Source organism: Paenibacillus sp. SN-8-1 (assembly GCF_050995535.1).
In the GTDB taxonomy this organism is placed as follows: Bacteria; Bacillota; Bacilli; order Paenibacillales; family Paenibacillaceae; genus Fontibacillus.
Genome location: NZ_CP194782.1, coordinates 1,409,291 through 1,426,960, shown reverse-complemented (window position 1 = coordinate 1,426,960; position 17,670 = coordinate 1,409,291). Strand labels below are relative to the sequence as shown.

Annotated in this window: 14 protein-coding genes; 3 read left to right on the top strand and 11 right to left on the bottom strand. The window is 50.5% G+C overall.

The annotated features are described in order from the left end of the window. Positions 1 to 102: 102 nt before the first annotated feature. Genes ACRRNK_RS06720 through ACRRNK_RS06710 form a run of 3 tightly spaced genes read right to left on the bottom strand, consistent with a single transcriptional unit; the run spans position 103 to position 4,130 of the window. On the bottom strand, positions 103 to 1,449 hold the full coding sequence (locus tag ACRRNK_RS06720; protein ID WP_433945994.1) for a sensor histidine kinase: 1,347 nt from the start codon (positions 1,447 to 1,449) through the stop codon (positions 103 to 105). Continuing rightward, a complete protein-coding gene (locus ACRRNK_RS06715) occupies positions 1,446 to 2,120 on the bottom strand; it encodes a response regulator transcription factor (protein ID WP_433945993.1) in 675 nt (224 codons plus the stop codon). Before ACRRNK_RS06715 ends, ACRRNK_RS06720 begins: the two co-directional genes overlap by 4 nt. A 36-nt stretch (positions 2,121 to 2,156) precedes the next feature. Beyond that, the gene (locus tag ACRRNK_RS06710; protein ID WP_433945992.1) at positions 2,157 to 4,130 is read right to left on the bottom strand and encodes a serine hydrolase domain-containing protein; all 1,974 of its coding nucleotides are present in this window, start codon (positions 4,128 to 4,130) and stop codon (positions 2,157 to 2,159) included. Between the two features lie 63 nt (positions 4,131 to 4,193). On the opposite strand from ACRRNK_RS06710, the gene ACRRNK_RS06705 reads away from it, so the two are divergent. Then, positions 4,194 to 4,397, top strand: coding sequence for a hypothetical protein (locus ACRRNK_RS06705; protein ID WP_433945991.1), 204 nt, complete (start codon positions 4,194 to 4,196; stop codon positions 4,395 to 4,397). 78 nt (positions 4,398 to 4,475) lie between these two features. Here the strand turns inward: ACRRNK_RS06705 and ACRRNK_RS06700 are convergent, their stop codons facing one another. Continuing rightward, the gene (locus ACRRNK_RS06700) at positions 4,476 to 4,823 is read right to left on the bottom strand and encodes a hypothetical protein (protein ID WP_433945990.1); all 348 of its coding nucleotides are present in this window, start codon (positions 4,821 to 4,823) and stop codon (positions 4,476 to 4,478) included. 195 nt (positions 4,824 to 5,018) lie between these two features. Here ACRRNK_RS06700 and ACRRNK_RS06695 point away from each other — a divergent pair, with 195 nt between their 5' ends. After that, positions 5,019 to 5,879, top strand: a complete 861-nt coding sequence (locus ACRRNK_RS06695) for an SDR family oxidoreductase (RefSeq protein WP_433945989.1) — start codon at positions 5,019 to 5,021, stop codon at positions 5,877 to 5,879. A gap of 132 nt (positions 5,880 to 6,011) precedes the next feature. Here ACRRNK_RS06695 and ACRRNK_RS06690 read toward each other — a convergent pair whose 3' ends face one another. The 7 genes from ACRRNK_RS06690 to ACRRNK_RS06660 form a co-directional block, all read right to left on the bottom strand. Continuing rightward, positions 6,012 to 6,272: a hypothetical protein gene (locus tag ACRRNK_RS06690; RefSeq protein WP_433945988.1), complete on the bottom strand. Its 261-nt coding sequence runs from the start codon at positions 6,270 to 6,272 to the stop codon at positions 6,012 to 6,014. A 32-nt stretch (positions 6,273 to 6,304) separates the two neighbouring features. Further along, positions 6,305 to 6,769: a PaaI family thioesterase gene (locus ACRRNK_RS06685; protein WP_433945987.1), complete on the bottom strand. Its 465-nt coding sequence runs from the start codon at positions 6,767 to 6,769 to the stop codon at positions 6,305 to 6,307. 156 nt (positions 6,770 to 6,925) lie between these two features. Next, positions 6,926 to 8,620 (bottom strand): AMP-binding protein, encoded by a 1,695-nt coding sequence (locus ACRRNK_RS06680; RefSeq protein WP_433945986.1) that lies wholly within the window; start codon positions 8,618 to 8,620, stop codon positions 6,926 to 6,928. Positions 8,621 to 8,648: 28 nt separating this feature from the next. Further along, positions 8,649 to 10,430, bottom strand: a complete 1,782-nt coding sequence (locus ACRRNK_RS06675) for an acyl-CoA dehydrogenase family protein (protein WP_433945985.1) — start codon at positions 10,428 to 10,430, stop codon at positions 8,649 to 8,651. A gap of 27 nt (positions 10,431 to 10,457) precedes the next feature. After that, positions 10,458 to 11,642, bottom strand: coding sequence for an acetyl-CoA C-acetyltransferase (locus tag ACRRNK_RS06670; protein WP_433945984.1), 1,185 nt, complete (start codon positions 11,640 to 11,642; stop codon positions 10,458 to 10,460). A 639-nt stretch (positions 11,643 to 12,281) separates the two neighbouring features. Then, positions 12,282 to 14,687 (bottom strand): 3-hydroxyacyl-CoA dehydrogenase/enoyl-CoA hydratase family protein, encoded by a 2,406-nt coding sequence (locus ACRRNK_RS06665; RefSeq protein WP_433945983.1) that lies wholly within the window; start codon positions 14,685 to 14,687, stop codon positions 12,282 to 12,284. After that, entirely contained in the window at positions 14,684 to 16,873 is a 2,190-nt protein-coding gene (locus ACRRNK_RS06660; RefSeq protein WP_433945982.1) for a (Fe-S)-binding protein, read from the bottom strand. The genes ACRRNK_RS06665 and ACRRNK_RS06660 overlap by 4 nt, the downstream gene beginning before the upstream one ends. A 188-nt stretch (positions 16,874 to 17,061) precedes the next feature. Here ACRRNK_RS06660 and ACRRNK_RS06655 point away from each other — a divergent pair, with 188 nt between their 5' ends. Then, positions 17,062 to 17,643, top strand: a complete 582-nt coding sequence (locus ACRRNK_RS06655) for a TetR/AcrR family transcriptional regulator (RefSeq protein ID WP_433945981.1) — start codon at positions 17,062 to 17,064, stop codon at positions 17,641 to 17,643. Positions 17,644 to 17,670 lie beyond the last annotated feature (27 nt).

The window sequence follows — 17,670 nt, the reverse complement described above, 5'->3', positions numbered from 1 at the left end:
CCTTTTCTCTGAAGGTCTAGAGTAACTCTAACTTAACAAAGCCGTGGTCAGCCAGTTTATGGCTGAACCACGGCTTGTATCTATTTCCACAGTTCTCGTCTGTCAGGACAGCCGTGTTTGTATCCCGGGATTAATCAAGGGAAGCTCAACCGTAAAAACTGATCCTTCTCCTTCTTCACTTTCAACCGTTACCGAACCCCCGCACAGCTCCGTGACCCTTTTGACTATGGCAAGTCCGAGTCCGCTTCCCTGTCTGCCGCGTGAACTTTCTGCTTGATAAAAGTGCTCAAATATGCGTGACTTGGCTGTTTCAGGAATTCCGCAGCCTTCATCCCTGATGTGGACACGGATCACTCCGTCCTCACGGACTATGGATACACCAACAGTACCTCCGTCATCTGAGAATTTAATCGCGTTGTCAATCAGATTGATCCAGATTTGCTGGATCAGCTCCTCATCCCCCCAGTAATTCGTTCCTGGCAGATCAAGATCAAGTGTCAAACCTTTCTTGTTCCACTCCGTCTCCAGCAGCAGAATTGTCCTTCGGATTTGCTCATCCAGCACAAAAGACGTACAGTGGGTGGGCTTGGTTTGGTTCTCGACACGGGACAGCTTCAGGATATTGGAGGTCAGCTTGTTCAGACGTTCGGTCTCTTCGATAATCACATCTGTATATTCAAGCAGCCGTTCCTTGGGCAATGAGCTGGTCTGGAGGAGCCGGGCAAAGCCTTGAATGGATGATATAGGCGTTCTAAATTCATGAGATACATTGTTGATGAAGTCCTTGCGCAAAAATTCTATTTGCTTAAGCTCCTGAACCATCGTATTGAAATATTGGGCCAGCCTCGCCACTTCATCCCTGCCCGAATAGGGCACCTGCACCGAGAATTTGCCCTTGGCAACCTCACGGGTGGCCTCAGTCAGCCGCCGAAGAGGCTTCATAATCTGCCTGACCGCAATCAGGATTAGCACAGAACCGATAATGGCGCAGTTAATTATTGTGTTCACCATGAGCTGCGCTACCGGGTCAAAGTAGGCCGCCACATACGGAGTCAGCAGCACATATTGCTCCCGCAGCTTGAACAAAGTGGCCCGGATGCTCCGATGCTCCCGTTCCACAGGCACATAGATACTTGTCCCCGCTTCCAGCTGAGCTCTCGAACCTTGATCCAGGGACACGGGGAGATCCCGGACCTTCGAGTAATGATCCATTTGGTAGAAAGACGTACTGCTCAGGCGGATGATCTCATCCGCGCTCAGGTCCGTCCGCTGTGCGAGCTGCCTGATCAGATGCGACTCTGCCATCAGATGGCTCTCCATGTCCGTAAGCACCTTATCAAAATAAAAATTAATAGCGAACGTAAATGCCAGCTGGCAGGACCCCAACAGAATGCCCATAAAAATAAGAACGAGCTTTAGACGTATCGATGTAAAGCCAAACCTTTTCATACCCGCTTCTCCGCCTTATACCCTAGGCCCCGCACGGTAACGATGCCGAACGGTGTACATTCATCAAGCTTTTCCCTTAGGCGCTTCACATGCACATCCACGGTTCTCTCATCCGCTGCGGCATCCAGGCCCCAGATTTCGTCCATGAGCTGCTGCCTGGTGAAGATTTGGCCGGGATAGCTTAGCAGCTTGAACAGCAAGTAGAACTCTTTTTTGGGCAAAGGAATGCAGTCGTCCTTTACAGTAACCGTCATTGTATGGCAATCGAGCACGCTGTCTCCGATAACAATCCGATGCTCATTCGCGATCTTGGCTCTCCTCAGCAGGGCGGCAACCCGAAGAAGCATCTCATCAATATCCAGCGGCTTCACCATATAATCATCCGTCCCGGCTAGAAAGCCCTGTTTCTTATCTTCGAACTCCTCCTTGGCCGTCACCATCAGTATTGGAAAATAGAAATTAGCCTCCCGCACCAGACGGGTCAATTCAAATCCGTTCATCCCTGGCATCAAGATGTCGCTGATCATCAAGTCTACTTGATGATCCTCTAGAAGAGACAGCGCCTCCCTGCTGTCCGCCGCCTGGAGGACGCGGTAATGATGCCGCTCTAACGAGGCAGTGATCAGTTTTCTGAGATTATTATCATCTTCAACAACCAGCACATGAATCATGTCCGCTTCTCCATTCTGATACCGCTTATATATCTTCTAGTTTATGAAATGAAAGAAATGCCAATTATATAATAGAATCAAGAAGCTGTTTATCAGCAGAGCCGTTGTCATTTGCATCCACTTCTGCCTGCGGGTTCGTGACTGCCGTCTACTTTTATAGATTGAAGTGACAAGTAAAAGCTCGGCAAGAACAGCCAGTATCCAGTTTACCATAATTCCAGTATTTAACTGTGGCTCAGTAACATCCTGATTGCCTATGGCATTCATAAGCAGGGCTACACTATTCAGCGCTACGGCTGCTCCGCAGATCAAAGTTACTGTCGTCCAGCGGCCCGAAGGGTTCGAAGCGGATATGCCTTTTCCCTTTTTCCTGATGAATAACCACCTCACTAACAGCACAGCGGGAGCTATGACAAAAAACAAAATATCCAGGACGGCCAGGGCCAAATAACTTATTAATGCGGGCAGCGAGCGGCCCGGTGGTAGCGGAACAAGATCCGTGGCTATCCCCTTACTTAGACGCACCACCTTGCCATCTGACATTTCAGCGTACAGCAGCGGAGCGAGCTTTTGGAGTCTTGGATATTCGGTATGAGCAAGCTGGTATAGTTGTGGATGAATTTGCTTATATTCACCGGACATTCCCATTACATGAACGGTTAGATCATATTCTCCCTTAGCCTCAAGCGTAACCAGACCCATATAGCTGAGCACTTCCTGGATTGTGGTATAAGAATTTTGGGCAATGACATAATGTCCGGCTACATCACTTGATCTCTGTAAAGGAACACCGGATTCAGCAGAAATCGCATTCTTGCTCTTTATCAGATGATTAACCAAGCCGGCTGTAAGACTTTGCTCTAACTCTGCATTGGTCAGCACCACGATCCCCAGCTTCTCTTCAGGAACAATGGCAAAATTGCTGGAGAAGCCCTTTGTATTCCCGCTATGGCCCACCGAACGGGGCGATGCATTATATTCCCAAAAGCCATGCGCATTCGAAAGCAAATCCTTGTCTGGTGTATAGCTGCGGGAGAGCATCGTATGCAGAGTCTGTGTTTCGGTGAAGAGTGGGCTATGCTCCGAGGTCAGGGCCATAGCAAAGCGGGCCAGATCTTCAGCTGTCCCCTCCATGGCGCCGGCTGGATAGAGTGGGATATAGTAGTGCTCCCGGCGGCTAAATCCCCCTTCCTCTGCTGCAGCGTACCCTTCCGCTTCATCCTTCTTCAGATCAGGGTGATCCTTAAGGCTAGGATGTCCGGACGTGCGAAGCATTCCCAGAGGACGAAGGATGTGATTCATCTCGTAGTCTGAGAAGCTCTCCCCGCTGACCTTCTCCACCGTTAGTGCCGCCAGAGCGGTAGAGTAATTGGAATAGGCGATCACTTTGCCGGGCTCGTAGATTTGCTTAGGCTGAACCGATAACAGCGTCTGCTCCAGCGACTTCAGGTCATCCATGGACCTGATGAACAAAGGAAGCGGATGCTGCTCGAATCCGGCCGTATGACTCATCGTGTTCAGCATCGTGATTGGCCTCTTATAACGAAGCTTATTTCCCAAATCTTTCGGGAGATATGCTTTGATGTCCTGATCCAGCTTCATCTTCCCCTGCTCCACCAACTGCATTACCGAGGTCCAGACAAACATCTTGTTGATGGAGCCATAACTGAATACCGTTTTGGATGGATCTACCGGAATCTTCTGCTCTACATTGGCATATCCGTAACCTTTGGAGAAAATGATCCGGTCCCCCTTGGTCACCACAACAGCCGCCCCCGGGCTGGACTTCCCAATATACGAATTCACATAGTTATCGATCTCACGTGCCAATTGACTGTACGGGATACCTGACGGCGTATGTCCTGTTATTAAATCTTCTGCCCCATGAGCGGAGCGAGAAAAGCCAGTGGTAACCAGTGCAGTAACCAGCAGCAAGGCAGCGAAGTGCAGGATCAATCTGTTCTTATAACTTGATCTTCCGGTTAATTTATAAAGCTTGCATGCTTTCATGATTCATAATCCCCCAATGAAAATTGATATGGTGTCAGTATAAATAGGGGAAATGAACTCAATATGAACTTTTACAACCTCCCTTGTGAAACAACCGTACTGATGGACAAAAAAAAAGAACCCTATCTAAAAGGTTCACTCTTCATTATCTATAAAGTGGCCACATCTCCAGCCGAGGCTCGTCCCTTATATGGGATCCTCGATCAGAAGAGTATTTATCGTGATGACCGCGTTACCAGATTCGCCGGATATATATCAAGCTTTTGAACCGAACCCGCATATGAACATCCATAACGAACACGGCAATCCCTAACCAGGATGCCGTGTCCGTTTTGGTGTCGCCTGTTATTTCTTCTCCACATGCAGCAAAGTTATCGGCTTAACCGAATAGGTATCTTGTAACTGGGCCTCAGAGAGGACATTTAGCTTAAGCAGGCTTGAGATCTTCGATGCATCGGGCCTCGACGTAAGCCGCCACAGCTCCGGGTCAGGAAGAGCCTGATACAATTTGTTCTCATCATATTCCTTGCGCTCCTGATGGACCAGCTTAACCTTGTAGCCGCCAATGTCAAGCTCGGTGAAGTTATGATCTCCCAGATAGCCGGTTATTTCACCGCGAAGTTCGGCAAGCTGTAGTTCAATTGCCTTGTGCTGCTGTTTCAACTCAAAATAAAGCTCTACCTTCTTGTCCATATTCCCACTCTCCTCCTCTATCCCATATGTATGCGGAACAAGAGAGGGTTTAGCACCTTGCCTGCCGGGGCTACCTTCATTCGTTCTTCACAGCAGATAAAGATATTCTATGTAAATGTCCCGAGGCGGGAGGCATATATTATACTAGAATAAGTACTGCTTTTCTTTCTATTAAATGATGAAAGAGGATGAGCCATGGGACCTTTTAGTACAGATCTGCTTAAAGACAAGGTTGTACTTATTACTGGAGGAGGTACTGGACTCGGGCTAGCGATGGGTCAGAGATTCGCTCAGCTTGGGGCCAGCATTGCGATCACCGGTCGCCGCGAAGAGGTGCTTCAGGAAGCTTGTAACACTTTTACCGAGAACGGTTACAATGCATTCTACTATCCATGCGATGTTCGCAACCCGGCTCAGATTCATGAACTCATTGAGGCGGTCTATGATCACTTTGGCCGTCTGGATGTTCTGGTGAATAATGCGGCTGGTAATTTCATCAGCCCGACAGAACGCCTATCCCCCCGCGCAGTGGATGCGGTGCTGAATATTGTGCTTCATGGGACTTTTCATATGACGCTTGAAGTCGGCAAGAGATGGATTGAACAGGGTCATCCAGGGACCATGCTTAATATAGTTACAACCTATGCTTCGACAGGCTCCGGCTTTGTGACTCCATCGGCAGCCGCCAAAGCTGGTGTGCTCGCACTTACTAGATCGCTTGCTGTGGAATGGGCCCCGTATGGCATCCGCCAGGCAGCGATAGCACCTGGACCTTTCCCTACTGAAGGCGCTTGGTCTCGCCTTTCCCCCACGCCTGAACTGGAAGAACAGATGATTAACCGTGTACCCCTGCGCAGAGTAGGCAGTGCGGATGAACTGGCTAATCTCGCCGCCTATTTAATATCGGATTATGCCGGTTATATCAATGGGGAAGTAGTTACAATTGACGGCGGGGAATGGCTTCAGGGAGCAGGTCAGTTCAATGATCTAAGGCAAGTAACCCCTCAGCAGTGGGATGTTCTCGCGGAATTGACCCGTAAGCCGACACAGGGGTGAATACGCCCATTTAAGTTGGATGAGCACCCAATCAGATAAATTAGCCATAACATATATGGAGATCCCAGTCCTGAAAGGAGATTAAATATATGACTCATCCGAACTATGAATGGGCAAGAGACCCGGCTCCTCCTATGCCATACGGCCACGATCATTATGGGAGTAGTCATAACCCGCCGCCATATCATCCGTACCCTCCTTATCATCCTTATCCACCGTATCATCCAGGTCATCATTTCCACCACCACCACCATCATCATCACCATCATTATCACTACCCGCACATGCCCGGGAAGCCCACTCCATACCACGGGTAATAAACGCAGACAGCAGCCCTCTAGGAATAGAGAGCTGCTGTCTGTGTTTACCTCGAATATTTAATAAGAATCTCACCTAGTTACATTCAAAGGCGCTTCCCAAGTTGGTCACCCGTGTTCATTCCCCACTGGTGGATGATCCTCTCCTACTGGCCTATCCAATACCCGGAACGTTCCTGTTCCGAAAGCCAGCAAATCCCCATTCTCCTTCCTTGCATAAGCCTCAGCTGTCATGATTCTGCGAGTGCTGTGAATGATCTTGGCGGTCACAATCACCCTGCCCTGCTGCGTCGGGGCAACATAATTCATGTTCAGATTAATCGTAACTATGCTGGACTCTGGCCTTGCTAACATGAGGATGAGTCCCATTGCGGAGTCAATCACAGCTGCATGAACACCCCCATGCAGAATCCCAATCAGGTTCAGGTGATGAGGCTGTATATCAAAAGAAACGGTCGCCATCTGATCGTCTATCTCATCAATCCGGCACCCGAGATAATCCCAGAACGTGTTCCGGGCGGCTTGCTCTAACCGTTCCAGATTCGGTATATGCTTCTTAGATTCGGCATCCAAGCTTTAGACCTCCTTTCTGAAGACAAGACTTGAGCTCCTCCCAAAATGCACTGCCGCCCAGAGGAGAATGAGAACCTCTTGAGCAGCGGCCTTCTCTTCAATAACTAAGCTGGAACAGAAAATAAGTTGAGCTTAGTCTTATGTCTACGAATCAGGTCATGCTTCTTCCTTGTCGTCTGTGGTGACCTTCAGGGCCTCTTCATCGATCAGCTTACGACGGAGAACTTTCCCGACCAGCGTCTTGGGAAGCGTTTTTCTGAATTCATATACTTTAGGAACTTTATACACTGCTAGCCGCTCCTTACAAAAGCTTTTCAGCTCCGCCTCTGTCGTCATGCAGCCTTCTCTCAGAACGATATAAGCCTTTACCGTCTCCCCCCGGTAAGGGTCAACAGTTCCAGCCACAACCGCTTCTTCCACATCTGGGTGTTCGAACAGCACTTCTTCAACCTCGCGGGGATAAATATTATATCCTCCGGCAATGATCAGATCCTTGCGCCGATCAAGAATGTAGAAGAACCCATCTTGATCCATACGTGCCAAATCCCCTGTGTACAGCCATCCTTCCCTAAGTGAAGCCTCGGTCTCATCAGGGCGCTTCCAGTATCCTTTCATGACTTGAGGTCCGCGGACAATAAGCTCCCCGATTTCACCAAGAGGTAGATCCTCTCCCGTCAATGCATTCACGATACGCGCATCTGTATCTGGTAAGGGGATTCCGATCGACCCGCTTTTTCTCAGCTCCCAAATATTGTTCACGTGAGTAACCGGAGAGGCTTCAGTTAGTCCATAGCCCTCGATCAGCTTACCTCCAGAGATCCGCTCGAACCGGTCCTGAACCTCTACAGGCAGAGGGGCTGCACCGCTGACACAGATATTGATAGAAGACAGATCATACTTGCTTACTTCCGGGTGATTAATAATTGCGATATACATCGTAGGCGCACCTGGAAATATGGTCGGCTTCAGCTTATCAATTGTTCTCAGTACCTGATTGATCTCGAACCGGGGAAGAAGAATTAGTGTGCCGGCATTATATACAGCCAGATTAAGCAGAACTGTAAGTCCAAATACGTGAAAGAAGGGAAGTGCCGCCAGGTACTTCTCATACGCTTTCTTGCTCTTGTAGAACCAAAGCTGGGATTGAACCGTGTTAGCTATAAGGTTCGTATGGGTGAGCATAACCCCCTTGGCAATCCCAGTGGTTCCTCCGGTGTATTGGATCAAGGCTAGGTCCTCATCCGCATTCACCAGGACATTGCAAGGCAGATCGGAGGAATCCTTAAGACACTGCTTGAAGGATAGTACGCGCTCGTTATACTCGATCCGGGACCTCATCCCGTCCTTTTTGGCCTTGATTGGATAGAGCAGGTTCTTCGGAAAAGGTAAATAATCCTGTATTTCCGCCACCAGCATATACTCCAGCGGATGCTTCTCCATCGCCTCTTGTACCCTGGAGACCAATGCATCCATCGTTACAAGGAGACGAACCCCGGCGTCGGTTAATTGATGTTCAATTTCCCTGGGGACGTAGAGCGGATTCGTCATCACGGCGATGGCACCCGTTAACAGCGTGCCGTAGTATGCGATAACCCCCTGAGGGCAATTGGGCAGCATAATGGCTACCCGGTCGCCTTTGCGAATACCCAGCTGAAGCAGAGCATTCGCAAAGCGGTATGCGGATTTGAGCAAGGTACTGTAACTGATCTTCTTCCCCATGAAATCCAGCGCAATGTGACTAGGATACTGCTGTGCCGTATCGATGAGGAATTTCGCCAGATTCTGTTTCGGATAATCATAAGAATGCGGGACTTCATCCGGGTAATGATTGAACCATGGTTTGTTCAGCATTCAGGACACCCCAATTCTTAAACAATGGTTACAGTACGTACTCCTCCGCCTCAATCACTTTGGCAGCGATGCTGCGCTTCATCTCTATTGTATTTACAGGAGCTCTCTTCGTAAGCTTCTTCAGAACAGACAGCTGTGTACGCAGTGTATCTCCTGTCTCCATCGCAGCAAGAGTCTCTTTTGCCCAGGCCTCAATTTGTCCGAAAGCCTCTTGAATAAAAACAGTTGTCATCAGAATCGCGAGGCCGGCCTTGGCTTCACCGGAGCGCTCGATTATTTTGCGTGTTCGCAGGAGCGCACTCTCCATCGCATAGATCTGAATCATCATATCCGCCAGATGACTAAGGATTTCCTGTTGCTCCTCAAGCTTCAGCTGGTATTTCTGCACAGCCTGGGCGCCGGTCATCAGGAAAATTTTCTTAGACATAGCAAGAAGATGCGTCTCCCGTTCAAGCGTTCCTTCAAACGTCTGGCTGGGAATCGGCTGCATTAATTCAGCCTGCAAGGCCATAGCTTTCTGCATGAGTGGCAGCTCGCCCTTCATTGCACGTTTGATCAATGTCCCTGGAATCAATAACCGATTGATCTCATTCGTTCCTTCAAAAATTCGGTTGATCCGCGAATCGCGGTAATTTCGCTCAACACGATACTCCTGAATAAACCCATACCCACCGTGAATCTGTACCCCTTCGTCGACGACAAAATCCAAAGTCTCCGAACCGAACACTTTGTTGATGGAACATTCCAGCTGATATTCGGCAATAGCTTTCGCAGACTGGTACCCTACGTTCTCACTGGTGTGATCCACTTCAGCCAGCCCAACGTCAAAGAGCCCTGCTGTACGATAAGCCATGCTTTCCAGTACAAAGGTTCTTGTGTTCATCTCAGCCAGCTTCTTGCCGATCAGCGGGAAGGAAGAGATGGTTTTACCGAATTGGGTCCGTTCATTCGCATACTTCGCGGCAAGTGCGATCGTATCCTTGGAGGCGCCTACACATCCGGCGGCAAGCTTGAAGCGTCCGATGTTCAGGATGTTAAAGGCAATGAGATGACCCTTGCCAACTTCCCACAGCAGATTCTCTGCCGGGACTTTCACACCTTCAAGAATCAGCGGACAGGTAGACGAGCCTTTGATCCCCATCTTCTTCTCTTCTGGCCCGATGCTGACCCCATCCATTTCCCTTTCCACGATAAAAGTACTGAAGTCCTTACCGTTCACCTTGGCATACACAATGAACACATCCGCGAAGCCGGCATTCGTAATGAACTGCTTGCTGCCGTTCAAAATATAATATTCACCATCATCACTAAGTGTGGCTGTAGTCTTCGCGCCCAGCGCGTCGGAACCGGAGGAAGGTTCAGTTAAGCAATAGGCGGCAACCTTCTCACCTGAGGCCAGCGAGGGCAAGTATTTCATCTTCTGTTCTTCTGTACCAAAATAGACGATTGGCAGTGTACCGATGCCCACATGGGCTCCAACTGATAAAGCAAAGGCCGACGCCGCGGTCAGCTTCTCACTAATGAGCGTTGCACTGACCTTGTCTAGACCAAGTCCGCCATACGCTTCCGGGACTTCAGCACCGAGGAGGCCCACCTCTCCGGCTTTTCGAAGCAGTTCGGTGGTTAATTCATAGTTCAGCTTCTCAATTTCTTCGTCATGCGGAACAATCTCACCCTCAACAAAATCCTGAGTGGTCTTGGCAATCATGCGATGCTCTTCGGTAAAGTCCTCCGGGGTTATGATCTGCTGATGGTCAACGTCCTGGATTACAAAGCTGCCGCCAATCACTTTGTTCAACACTCTGCTCATGATTATTTGCTCCTCTCATGATTCAAGTTACCCTGCATGAACTTCAAAAACGCCTGCCGCGCCCATTCCGCCGCCAATACACATGGATACGACACCATAACCGCCGCCTCTTCTGCGAAGCTCGCTGATCAGTGTTGTTGTAATCTTCGTTCCCGTACATCCAAGCGGATGCCCAAGGGCAATCGCGCCGCCGTTCACATTTACCTTCTCCTCATCGATGCCAAGCTCCCGAATGACCTGCACACATTGGGAAGCAAAAGCCTCATTAATCTCGAACAAGCTTACATCCTCAAGTGTAATGCCTGCCTTTTCAAGAGCTTTGGGAATCGCCTTAACGGGGCCAACCCCCATAATCTCCGGCTCAACTCCGCTTAGCGCAAATGACCGGAACGTAGCCAACGGCTTAAGGCCAAGCTCTTCGGCCTTCTCCCGGCTCATCACAACGACCGCTGCCGCTCCGTCGCTAACCTGTGATGAGTTCCCCGCTGTAACCGAACCGCCTAGCTTAAAAGCTGGTTTGAGCTTGCGAAGGCCTTCGGCAGTGGTATCGCTTCGCACCCCTTCGTCTGTGTCGAAGACGAACCTTCTCTTCACCACTTTCCCTTTGTCATCCACATGAGTAAGCTCCGCCTCAAAAGGAACGATCTCCTCTTTGAATCTACCTTCCGCAATGGCCGCTGCTGCCTTCCGATGGGAGCGTGCCGCAAAGGCATCCTGATCTTCACGGGAGATGCCAAACCGCTCGGCTACAAGCTCAGCTGTATGCCCCATGCCGATATACACTTCCGGCATTTCTTCCACCAGCTTCAGATTCGGAGAGATCTTGAAGCCGGTCATCGGAACATGGCTCATGCTCTCCACGCCGCCTGCCACGATCACATCCGCATTTCCCAGCATGATTCGCTCGGCCGCAAAGGCAATCGACTGCAGCCCCGATGAGCAGAAGCGATTAATCGTTAGAGCAGGCACTGTGTTCGGGTAGCCGGCATACAAAGACATGATTCTGGCAAAATTCAGCCCTTGCTCCCCTTCAGGCATGGCACAACCAATAATGACATCCTCGACATCTTCCTTCCTCAGTCCGGGAGCTCGCTCAATCACGGCTTCCAGCACGATCTTGCCGAGATCATCGGCCCGGGTCTGCGTAAGGCTGCCTTTCTTCGCTTTGCCAATGGCGGTACGCGCCATCGATACAATTACAGCTTCTCTCATCGTGTTCTCACACTCCTTGGGAAGTTAAGTTTCATACCAACTCCGGCTGCAGAACTGCCGTCCTGGATGCCCACTCCAGTTGCGGAACTGCCGCCCAGGATGTCGACTCAGGAGCATACTGCCCGCCCCGCATGCCACTCCGGTCCCGGAACATCCTTACGATCGCTGTTGTCCCTGGATTTCTTGAATCAACTATCAATGTTCAAATCCGAGGACAAAGGCGAGCGCTTCGCTTCTTCAGGATTGTTCCGCGCCCTCCGTTACTTCGCAGCTAAGCAATTTCGACATTTCGTTTCGGTAATGACTATTGCTGATCAAGACCTTTAGTCTGGGACGCCTTATCCAGTCCCGGAACTATCCGTCTTAGGCTCACTCGGGCAGCGGACCTTCCCACCCTGAACGCCACTCCGGTCCCGGAACATCCTTACGATCGCTGTTGTCCCTGGATTTCTTGAATCAACTATCAATGTTCAAATCCGAGGACAAAGGCGAGCGCTTCGCTTCTTCAGGATTGTTCCGCGCCCCCCGTTACTCAGCGTGTGGGTCGTTCAGCCTTCCATCCTTCCAACAGGTTTGCTGGTAAGGTTGTAGTCCTTACTAGAGTTGACGCGATCTCAACAGCTCTCTTACCATCAGCCCTTAATTCCTCAGCGCTTTGCCTTTGGTGAGCATATGCTGCATCCGGGCCTGTGTCTTCGGCTCCCCGCACAAGCTAAGGAAGGCTTCGCGCTCCAAATCAAGCATGTACTGCTCCGTCACGAGTGTTCCTGCAGGGACATCGCCTCCGGCCAGCACATGGGCCAGCTTCTTGGCAATCAGCAGATCATGGTCACTGATGTAGCCGCCCTGCCTCATCCCGATGGCTCCGAGCTGCATAATGGCCTTGCCTTCAGCTCCGGCAACGCGGATCTTCTCCTCAGGGATCGGCTCGTAGCCACTTCTGGCAAGACCAAGCACGGCCTGCTTTGCTTCATATATCGAGTGATCCTGGTTAGCCACAACACGATCAGAAGACTTCAAATACCCAAGACGCTTCGCATCATATCCACTGCTCGATACTTTGGCCATGCCGACCGTTTCGAACACTTGATTCAGGTAAGGCTGCAGGTCCGAATCCGCGTTCGGATGTCGCTGACTGGCGCGAAGGGCGAACTCCTTGCAGCCACCCCCAGCCGGAATGAGTCCCACCCCCACCTCGACAAGTCCATAATAGGTTTCAGCTGAAGCGATCACCTGGTCGGCAGGCATACAGGCCTCTACTCCGCCGCCGAGACACATCCGGTGGGGCGCGGCAACCACTGGCTTCTCGAGCCGTTTGAGCTTATACATCGTGTTCTGGAACAAGCGGATAATGTCGTCAATTTCATCCCATTCCTCGTCCTGGGCTTCCATCAAGAGAAGCATGATATTGGCTCCGACGCAGAAGTTCTTGCCCTGGTTCGCGATCACCATGCCAAGGTAGTTCTTACGGACTTCCTCCACGCTCATCTGGATCATCGCCAAGATATCTTCCCCAATCGCATTATTGGGAGAGTGGAACTCCAGGCAAGCAACGCCTTCTCCAAGATCGATCAGACTGGCACCCGAGTTGCCTTTGATGATCTTATTCCGTTCCTTGAGCCTGCGCAGTGAAATAACTTCAGGTGCCTGCAAGGTCTGCTTATACTGCTGCGATCCGATATGAACAGAGTATAGATGTCCTTCTTCACTCTTATAGAAGGAGGTCTGGCCGGACGCAATCCAATCCTTCACCCACTCTGGTACGGTTAAGCCTTCCGCTTCCATGCGCTCGACTGAACGCACCAGCCCGATGGCGTCCCAGGTCTCAAACGGTCCAAGATCCCAAGAGAAGCCCCATCTCATTGCGTCATCAATCTCCTGAATGGAATCCGAGATCTCACCGGCTTTCTCAGCGGAATAAATGAGCACCTGCTTGAGAATGTTCCAGGCCAGCTCCGAATACCGGTCCTTGCTGGACAACAACGCCTTTAGTTTCTCCTTTGTACCCTTCGCAGCCTTAGCCGCTTCAAGCGAGGCGCTTTTTGGCTTCTGCTGCGGAACATACTCCATAGTGTTCAGGTTAAGTGACAGGATTTCGCTACCTTTTTCCCCTTTTTGCTTAAGGTAAAAGCCTCTTCCCGTCTTCTCCCCCAGCCATTTCAGCTCCGTCATCCTTTTAAGCACATCTGGCGTTTCAAAGACCGCCTTCTCTTGTTCGTCCGTTACATTCTGGAACACGTTGTCTGCGACATGAACGAAGGTATCCAGGCCTACCAGATCCAGCGTCCGGAACGTCGCACTCTTCGGCCTGCCCATCGCAGGCCCGGTCACCGCATCCACTTCCTCTACCGTATAACCGCCGTTCTTCTGCATCTCTTGTAGGGTTACAAGCAGGCCGTACGTCCCGATCCGGTTGGCGATAAAGTTGGGAGTATCTTTTGCCAGTACAACCCCCTTGCCAAGTACCTTTTCGCAGAAAGCTTTCATGCCAATCACCAGCTCGGGATCTGTGTTCTCGCCCGGAATGATCTCCAGCAGCTTCATGTACCTGGGAGGGTTGAAGAAATGGGTGCCGAAGAAGTGCTTCTGGAATTCCTCCCCGCAATCAGCAGCCATAGCATTGATGGATATCCCCGAGGTGTTAGAAGTGACCACCGTTCCCGGCTTGCGGTGCTGTTCAATTTGTCTCAGAAGGCTCTTCTTCACCTCCAGATTCTCCACAACCACTTCAATAACCCAGTCCACATCCGCGATGGAGGCCAGATCATCCTCCAGATTCCCCGGTGTAATTCGTGCCGCGAACGCTTCATCATAGAAGGGGGCCGGATTGATCTTGGTCAGCTTCTTGATTGCGGAAGCAGCCAGCCTGCTTCGCACGGCCGGATGTGCAAGGCTGAGGCCCTTGCCTACCTCTTCCTCTGTCAATGCCTTCGGTACGATATCCAGCAGCAGAGTCTTGATCCCTGCGTTCGCCAGGTGTGCTGCAATTTGTGAACCCATAATGCCTGAGCCGATTACGGCCGCTTTACGAATGGATAAGTTCATAACCTGCCAGCCCCCAATTCAAGTTCATGATTAGTGTCTGCCGCAGCACCGCCGAATACGGACAGCTCAAGCAGTTCAGCAATATCCCTTGCCTTCACACGATCTTCAACTTCCTTCATCTTCGTACCGTCTTCCAGCATCGTCAGGCAGTATGGACATGCGCTGCTGATCACAGTCGGGTTCACTTCGAGCGCCTGCTCGGTGCGCGCCAGGTTGACTCTTTTGCCAGAGGATTCCTCCATCCACATCATGCCTCCGCCCGCACCGCAGCACATTCCGTTCTCCCGGGAACGTGTCATCTCGGCAAGCTCTATACCTGGGATGGCTCTGAGCACATTGCGAGGTTCCTCATATACCTTGTTGTACCGGCCCAAATAACAGGAATCATGATAGGTGACACGTTCCTTCACTTCATGCCTTGGCTGCAGCCGGCCTTCCTTAATGAATTGATCAAGCAGCTGTGAATGATGAAGCACTTCTACCCCTTCAAGCCCGAAATCGGGATATTCATTCTTCAGCGTATTGAAGGTATGGGGACAGGCTGTGACGATCTTCTTAACCCCATACTTCTCAAAAGTCGCAATGTTCTCCATGCACAGCTGCTGGAACAGCATTTCGTTCCCCATCCGGCGGGGCGTATCGCCCGAGTTCTTCTCCTCGTTGCCAAGAATGGCAAAGCTAACTCCAGATTCGTTCAGCAGTCTCGCGAAGGCACGAGAAATCTTACGGCTGCGGAGATCATAAGAACCCATGGAGCCCACGAAAAATAAATATTCAAATTCAGGCTGATCTTTCACCGTCGGCACTTGAATGCCTTCCACTTCACCGCTCCAGGCCGCGCGGTCATTACGATTTAGCCCCCAAGGGTTGCTTTGACGTTCAATATTCTGCAGAGCCCGCTGTCCTTCACTCGGCATGCTGCCTTCCATAAGCACCAGATGTCTGCGGAGATCAATGATCTTATCGACATGCTCATTCCCTACCGGACACTGATCCTCACAGTTGCGGCAGGTCGTGCAGGACCAGATTTCTTTCTCTGTCATGACATCACCAACCAGATTCAGCTCCTGTGGGGATTTCCCGCCATGACTCCACGCTTCTTTCTGCCAGGCCAAGGTTGGACGGATGTCCGTAATTCCGGTACTATTCCAGTTCAGCTCGGAGTGCTCGGTCCCCGCAAGGGCATGCGCACCACTTCCCCCGGCAAAAGCAAACTCCGGCACATAAGGAGATTTCCCTGTTACGGCCGCTCCTTTCTCCGTGAGATGGTCCCGAAGCTTGGTAATCAAATGCATGGGCGACAGCACCTTGCCGGTATTCGAAGCTGGACATACATTCGTACACCGCCCACATTCCACACAGGCATAGAAGTCAATCATCTGCTTCTGGGTGAAATCCTCAATCCTGCCAACACCGAACGATTCGGCTTCTTCATCCTCCAGATCAAGCTTCTTAAGCTTGCCAACCGGCTCAGATCGTCGCAGCCAGATATTAATCGGAGCGGTAATTAGGTGAAAATGCTTCGACTGTGGCACGTAGACCAGGAATGCGAGAAGAATGAACAAATGTGCCCACCAAAAGATGTAGAACAAAACGGAAGCAGCAGCGGATGGAAGGAATCCCGTTACACTGGCAATCGCTGAAGAGATGGGGGCATACCCGGAGGCCGGGAGCCCGAGCCATACTCGTTCGAAACCAAGGGACAGCAGTACCGAGAGCATTAAGGAGAAAATAAAGATCACAACAATACCCGGCTTAAATCCCCGCTTCAGTCTTGCCAGCTTCTCTCCGTAGCGCCGATATGCGGCGTAGCCCATCGCGACGAGAATCAGAAGGACCGTAATCTCCTGGAGAAGTCCGAATATTTCATAGCCCGGTATCGGCAGATGTCCCCGGCCACTCGTCAGCCCCTTAATTATGAGATCGAGGGCACCGAACTGAAGAATAATGAAGCCGTAAAAAATAACGATGTGCATAATGCCGCTCTTCGGATCCTTAAGCAGCTTCTTCTGCCCGAACACTTGCGTCAGGAATTCCCTCCACCTCCCCTCGCTCTGCAAGCGAAAGTCGGACGGCTTACCAAGCTTCACATACAGCCAGCGGTGGTACACCGCCTTATAGAACAAATACAGACCATACCCTGTAATTACGAGGAACAATAGGAGATTAACGAGCTGCCATGCCATCTTACATCCGTCCTTTCTGCTGAATAGATATAGATCGTGACGGCCAAGCCTAGAAAGCGGTTACATTTGTTTAGTAAAATAAAATCTCAGGCTGAAATCGTTGACATCTGGCACGGTTTACCATAAAATTAAGAAAAATGAATGAGTATTCATTCAGTTAACTCGAATTCTAACACTGAGGTGGCACTATGGCAAGTAGGAAAATGGAAAAATATGAGCTGATCCTGGAAGCTGCGCTGAAAGTGATTGCTGAGAACGGCTTTCATGGTTCTCAAATATCCAAAATTGCAAAGGAGGCTGGTGTAGCGGACGGTACGATATATTTATATTTTAAGAAGAAGGAAGATATCCTTATTTCTCTATTCCAGGAACGCCTTGGCAAGCTGATTGCCTCCTTTCATGAGAGCGTCAAGGAATCAAGTACGGCAGATGAGGCTCTGCGCAAAGTATGCGAGATCCATTTCAGTGAGCTAGAGAACAATGTGAACCTGGCTTATGTGACCCAGATTGAGCTTCGGCAGAGCTCACTTGAGCTGCGCGTGGCCATCGGACACGTGGTGAAGCCCTATATTCAGTTAATTGAGCATATTCTGGAGAAGGGGATACAGGAGAAGTCGTTCAGGGCCGACCTGGATATCAAGTTAACCCGCCTGCTTATCTTCGGGGCCTTGGACGAAGTGGTAACATCCTGGCTGATCTCGGGCCGAAAGTATTCACTCACCGCTCAGGTTGACAAGACGGTGGAATTTTTCCTCAAAGGGCTTAAATAGCAGAACCAGCTACAATGTGTTTCCGCC